This window comes from Methylobacterium sp. CCH5-D2, from assembly GCF_001556475.1.
Classification (GTDB): domain Bacteria; phylum Pseudomonadota; class Alphaproteobacteria; order Rhizobiales; family Beijerinckiaceae; genus Methylobacterium; species Methylobacterium hispanicum.
The window spans coordinates 1-5,404 of sequence record NZ_LSIX01000502.1; the positions used below are offsets into that span (position 1 = coordinate 1).

The following is a 5,404-nucleotide window of genomic DNA, read 5'->3' on the forward strand; positions in this document are numbered from 1 at the left end:
GCAGGGCTCTGCCCTGCACCCGCCAAAGGTCTCGACCTTTGGAAACCGGGACCGGCGCTCAGCCCTCCCGGGCGCGCGCGCGCAGGATGAACTTCTGCACCTTGCCGGTGGAGGTCTTCGGCAGCTCGCCGAAGACGATGTGGCGGGGCAGCTTGTAGGGGGCGAGGTGCTCGCGGCACCACGCGATCAGCGCCTCCGCCTCGGCCTCCGCGCCGGGCTTCAGCTCCACGAAGGCGCAAGGGCTCTCGCCCCATTTCGGGTCGGGCCGCGCCACCACGGCGGCGGCCGCCACCGCCGGGTGCTTGAACAGGGCGTCCTCCACCTCGATCGACGAGATGTTCTCGCCCCCCGAGATGATGATGTCCTTCGAGCGGTCCTTCAGCTGGATGTAGCCGTCGGGGTGGCGCACCCCGAGGTCGCCCGTGCGGAACCAGCCGCCCCGGAAGGCGGCCTCGGTCGCGGCCGGGTTCTTCAGGTAGCCGCGCATCACCACGTTGCCGCGCATCATCACCTCGCCGAGCGTGGCGCCGTCGGCCGGCACCGGCGCCATCGTCTCGGGATCGCGCACGTCGAGCCCTTCGAGCACCGGGTAGCGCACGCCCTGGCGCGCCTTCTTGGCCGCCTGCTCGGGGCCGCTGAGCGCGTCCCAGTCCGCGTGCCAGGCGTTGACCACCGCCGGCCCGTAGCTCTCGGTCAGCCCGTAGAGATGCGTGACGTCGAAGCCCGCCTCCCGCATGCCGGCGAGCACCGCCTCGGGCGGGGGCGCGGCCGCCGTGAAGAAGGCGACCCGGCGGGGCAGGGGGCGCCGCTCCGCTTCCGGCGCGTTGATCAGGAGCTGCATCACGATCGGCGCGCCGCACAGATGCGTAACCCCGTGCTCGGCCATCAGCGCGTACATCTGCGCCGCCCGCACCTGCCGCAGGCAGACATGGGTGCCCGCCACCACCGAGAGCGTCCAGGGAAAGCACCAGCCGTTGCAGTGGAACATCGGCAGGGTCCAGAGATAGACCGGGTGCTGGCCGAGGTTGCAGGTGACCACGTTGCCGAGCGCCAGCAGCGCCGCGCCGCGGTGGTGGTAGACCACGCCCTTCGGGTCGCCCGTGGTGCCGGACGTGTAGTTCAGGCTGATCGCGTCCCACTCGTCCTCAGGCGACACCCCCTCGTGCTCCGGGTCGCCCTCCGCCAGGAAGGCCTCGTACTCGGTCTCGCCCAGGCGCTCGCCCGGCCCGTCGTACTCAGGGTCGTCGTAGTCGATCACCAGGGGCGGGGCGTCGAGCCGGGCCAGCGCCGGGGCGATCGTGCGGGCGAATTCCCGGTCGGTGACCAGCACCTTCGCCTCGCCGTGGCCGAGGCAGAAGGCGATCGCCGCCGCGTCGAGGCGGGTGTTGAGGGTGTTGAGCACCGCCCCCGTCATCGGCACGCCGTAGTGGCACTCAACCATCGCGGGCGTGTTGGCGAGCATCACCGCCACGGTGTCGCCGCGCCCGATCCCCCGGGCGGCCAGCGCTCCGGCGAGGCGGCGGCAGCGGGCGTAGAGCTCGGCGTAGGAGCGCCGCAGGGGCCCGTGGATCACCGCGACCTGGTCCGGGAAGGTGCGGGCCGCCCGCTCGAGATAGCCCAGCGGGGTCAGCGGCTGGTGGTTGGCCGGAACCCGGTCGAGGTCGCGGTCGTAGATGCTGTCGCGGCGCATGGCCCTCCCTCCGGGCTCGTCGCACGGCATCCGGGCGGCCCTCGGCCACGACACTATCCCGGACGCGGCGCCGATCAATCCGCCGGTCGCGGGGCCTTCAGTGCCGCGGCCGGCTGGCCGGATCGCGCAGGTGCCGGGCGAGCTCGAAGCCGATCTCCAGCATCAGCCCCTCGATCCGGGCGGTGAGGTCGGGCCGGCGCAGGGCCTCGGAGAGGTTGCGCAGGGCGATGGCGTGCTCGGCCATGCGGTTGACGGTCCGCTCGGCCTGATGCTGGCCGGCCGCCGCGGTCTCGGTGAGATCGAGCGCGATGCCCCGGCCCGGTCCGACCCGGCCCGCCGCGTCGCGCTCGATCCGCCCGCGCATCAGCAGCCGCCGCCCGCCCGCGCGGAACTCCGCCTCCAGCGGCCCGCCGGCCTCGCCGACCGCGTGCAGGTAGCTCTCGATGCGGGTGCGGTCCTCCGGGTGGGTCCGGTCGAGGAAGTCGGCGAGCGGCAGGCCCGTCGCCGCGACCGCGGGGTCGAGGCCGAGCAGCGTGGCCAGCGGCGCCGAGAGCATGAGGGTGCCGGCCCAGTGATCGTGGGTCCAGCTTCCCACGATGCCGGCCGCGTCGAGCATCGCCTGCGGGATCGGGGGATCGTCCGCGCCGGGATCTGCCATGGATCTCCTCTGCCGCATCCGCCTTCATAAACCTGAGGTTAACAGAACGGGGGTGCCGCCCGGAGTCGGATAAACTTAGAGCAATCAGATCAACGAGAAAAGGTCGCCCCGCGGGATCCGCGTGAATCTTAACCTGAGGTTATGAAAATCGACCTGACGGCCGCCTGCCGGAGCCGGCCGCCGCCGGGCGTGGGGCCGTGCGCGGATGCGGCCTTAACCTCCCTTTAACCATACTCCGCGCTTTCTGCCGAACGGAGCATCCTTGGGTCACAGGACACCTTGGTCACGGCAGGCCGCGCGCGAGCGACGCGGCGCCCCCGAGGATGCCGGAGCCGCCGCGCGGGCGGCGCACGGGGGCTGCCGGCATGAAAGCGATCACGTTCGTCACCCAGAAGGGCGGGAGCGGCAAGAGCACGCTCTGCATCTCGCTCGCGGTCGCCGCGCAGGAGGCCGGCCACACGGTCTGCATCCTGGAGATGGACCGGCAGGCCACCGTCTCGGACTGGCTCGACCACCGCACGGCCCCGGGCCCCGAGGTGGCCCAGATCGACGCCACCCAGATCGAGGCCGTGATGGAGCGGCTGGCCGAATCGGCCTACGACTTCGTCTTCATCGACACGCCCGGCGTCGATTCGCCCGGCACGCTCTCGGCGATCCGGGCGGCGGACCTCTGCATCATCCCGTGCCGGCCGACGCCCGCGGACCTGCGCGCCTTCAAGCCGACGCTCGCCGCCGTCTACCGGCTGGAGAAGCGCTTCGCCTTCGTGCTCAACCAGACCCCGCCGCGCTCCTACCGCATCCGCGACGCGGCGGACGGGCTCGCGGTGCTGGGCATCCTGCCCGACGTCAACATCGTGGCCCGCACGGACCACCAGGACGCGATCGGCCTCGGCCAGGGCGTCACCGAGTTCAACCCGAAGGGCCAGGCCGCCGACGAGGTGCGCCGGCTCTGGACTTGGATCGAGCGGCGCGCCCAGGCCGGCACGCGCGGCAGGATGAAGCATGTCGAAGCCGCCTAAGCTCAGCCTCGCGGCGATCGTCGCCTCGGCGACGCCGGCGAAGTCGTCTCGGAGGGCGTCCCCGAAGGCGAAGGCCGCCGCCAGGACGGCCGAGGGCGGCGCCGACATCGTGCGCCTCGACCTGCCCCAGAACCTGCCCCAGCACCTGCCCCGGAACCTGCCCCAGCACCTGCCTTCAGACCCGTCCCCGCGCCGCGCCGCCGCCACCCTGAAGGAGCGGGCGCGGCAGATGTCGGTCTACCTGGAGCCGCCGGTCTACGACCAGCTCCGCGACCTCGCGCATGCCGAGCGCACCAAGATGCATGCCCTGATGCTCGAGGGCCTCGACCTGCTCTTCCGCCAGCGCGGCGCGCGCTCGATCGCGCAGCTCACGGAGCCGGAGGAGGGCTGAAGGCCCGGCTGAGTCCGGCTGAGACCGGGCCGGGGCCGGGCCCCCTGAACGGCCGTCGGCGGCGCCGTTCAGGCTTCCTTTACGGCGTTCGGCCAAATCTCGCCCTGTCCGGTGCCGGCCCGCCTCGCGGCCCGCCGGACCGGGAGCCGGCGTATCGGGCTCCCGCGTGGCGTATCGGGAGTTGGCCGAGTGGGTGGCATGGCGCGCAAGACTCTCGCGGAGACGCTCTCGCGGGTGGCGGCACCGGACCGCCCGCGCGGCACCGCCCTCCGGACGATATCCGTGCGCCTCGCCGCCGTCTCCGCGGTGGCGCTGCTCGCGGCCAATTGCAGCACCAATCCCCAGAAGCTCGCCGCCGGCCCGGGTGCCGGCAACGGCATCGACCCGAAATACGGGGTCCGGGCGAGCCCGCGCCTCTACAACGAGGGCGACGTGATCCCGAAGGGCGGCGGACGCCGCTTCTCGGGCAAGCCCTACGTGGTGGCCGGCCGCACCTACGTGCCGCGCGAGGACGCGCGCGGCTACGTCCGCGAGGGCATGGCCTCGTGGTACGGCGCGGCCTTCCACGGCCGCCAGACCGCCAACGGCGAGGTGTTCGACCGCCACGCGGTCGTGGCCGCCCACCCGACCCTGCCGCTGCCGAGCTACGCCCGCGTCACCAACACCACCAACGGCCGCTCGATGGTGGTGCGCGTCAACGACCGCGGCCCCTACCACGCCGACCGAGTGATGGACGTGTCCGAGGAGGTCGCCCAGGCGCTGGAATTCCACCGCAAGGGCACCACCCACGTGCGGGTCGAGTATATCGGCAAGGCCTCGGTCGCCGGCAGCGACGACCGCAAGCTGATGGCGACGCTGCGCACCGACGGCCGCCCGGCCGGCCTGCGCGGCGGCTCCGTGATGCTCGCCGACCTCGGCCCCTCGGAGGAGCCGGAGGCGCTGGCCCGCGATCTGGCGAAACCCGCGCGCGCGCCGCTCGCCTTCAAGCCCGCGCCCGAGCGGGAGGCGGAGGAGCCCCGCCCCGCCGCGCGGCCCGCGCCGGTCCTCGTCGCCCGCGCCTCGGTCGGCGTGCCGCCCGCGCTCCAGCCGACCGCGCCGCGCGGGGCCGCCTTCAGGCCGGTCGCGGTGGCCGGGCTGAACCCCGCCCTCGACGCCCGGCCCGCGGGCAAGGAGCACCCGAAGGGCGAGGCGAGGGGACAGGCGAAGGCCCAGCCCAGTGCCCGGCTCGCGGCGGCGGAACCCGCCCTGCGCGGCGCCGCGATGGTGGCACCGGCCAAGGCCGGCGCGAAGGCGCCTGCCACCGCATCCGCCGCCGCATCCCCTGCGAAGCCCGCCGCGGCCCGCCTCGCGGCCGCGCCCGTCAAGGCCCAGACCGGGGCGCCCCACGCATCCAAACCCGCGGCGGCCGTGGCCCAGGCGGCCAAGTCTTCTCCGGCGCCCGCCAAGCCCTCCGCGGTCGCCGCCAAGGCAGCGGCCGTCCCCGCCAAGGCGCAGGTCGCCGGCAAGCCCCACCGCGGCGACCGGGTGGCGGCGATCTACTGACGCGGCTCAGGTCAAACGCTCCGCTGTACGCGGATCCCTCCCCGGGTGCGGGCAGGGCGATCGCATATGGCGGGGGTCGTCTCCGAGATCGCCACTGGAACCGC

5 protein-coding genes are annotated in these 5,404 nt (G+C 73.7%); 3 read left to right on the forward strand and 2 right to left on the reverse strand.

Annotation, left to right across the window (positions count from 1 at the left end; genetic code table 11):
* Positions 1–58 precede the first annotated feature (58 nt).
* Positions 59–1,690, reverse strand: a complete 1,632-nt coding sequence (locus tag AX737_RS12780) for an acyl-CoA synthetase (RefSeq protein ID WP_066921857.1) — start codon at positions 1,688–1,690, stop codon at positions 59–61.
* Positions 1,691–1,787: 97 nt separating this feature from the next.
* Entirely contained in the window at positions 1,788–2,348 is a 561-nt protein-coding gene (locus tag AX737_RS12785) for a diguanylate cyclase (protein ID WP_066921858.1), read from the reverse strand.
* Between the two features lie 365 nt (positions 2,349–2,713).
* Here AX737_RS12785 and AX737_RS12790 point away from each other — a divergent pair, with 365 nt between their 5' ends.
* The 3 genes from AX737_RS12790 (at position 2,714) to AX737_RS12800 (ending at position 5,300) form a co-directional block, all read left to right on the forward strand.
* Positions 2,714–3,367: a ParA family protein gene (locus AX737_RS12790; protein ID WP_066921860.1), complete on the forward strand. Its 654-nt coding sequence runs from the start codon at positions 2,714–2,716 to the stop codon at positions 3,365–3,367.
* Complete coding sequence (locus AX737_RS12795; RefSeq protein WP_066921862.1) at positions 3,351–3,758, forward strand: ribbon-helix-helix domain-containing protein; 408 nt, start codon at positions 3,351–3,353, stop codon at positions 3,756–3,758. Before AX737_RS12790 ends, AX737_RS12795 begins: the two co-directional genes overlap by 17 nt.
* Positions 3,759–3,956: 198 nt before the next feature.
* Entirely contained in the window at positions 3,957–5,300 is a 1,344-nt protein-coding gene (locus AX737_RS12800; protein ID WP_082773015.1) for a septal ring lytic transglycosylase RlpA family protein, read from the forward strand.
* Positions 5,301–5,404 lie beyond the last annotated feature (104 nt).

What these genes read in the sequence shown, in the direction of transcription:
- AX737_RS12800 (WP_082773015.1), top strand. Translation starts at nt 3,957, where the DNA reads ATGGCGCGCAAGACTCTCGCGGAGACGCTCTCGCGGGTGGCGGCACCG.
- AX737_RS12790 (WP_066921860.1), top strand. Translation starts at nt 2,714, where the DNA reads ATGAAAGCGATCACGTTCGTCACCCAGAAGGGCGGGAGCGGCAAGAGC.
- AX737_RS12795 (WP_066921862.1), top strand. Translation starts at nt 3,351, where the DNA reads ATGTCGAAGCCGCCTAAGCTCAGCCTCGCGGCGATCGTCGCCTCGGCG.
- AX737_RS12785 (WP_066921858.1), bottom strand. Translation starts at nt 2,348, where the DNA reads ATGGCAGATCCCGGCGCGGACGATCCCCCGATCCCGCAGGCGATGCTC.
- AX737_RS12780 (WP_066921857.1), bottom strand. Translation starts at nt 1,690, where the DNA reads ATGCGCCGCGACAGCATCTACGACCGCGACCTCGACCGGGTTCCGGCC.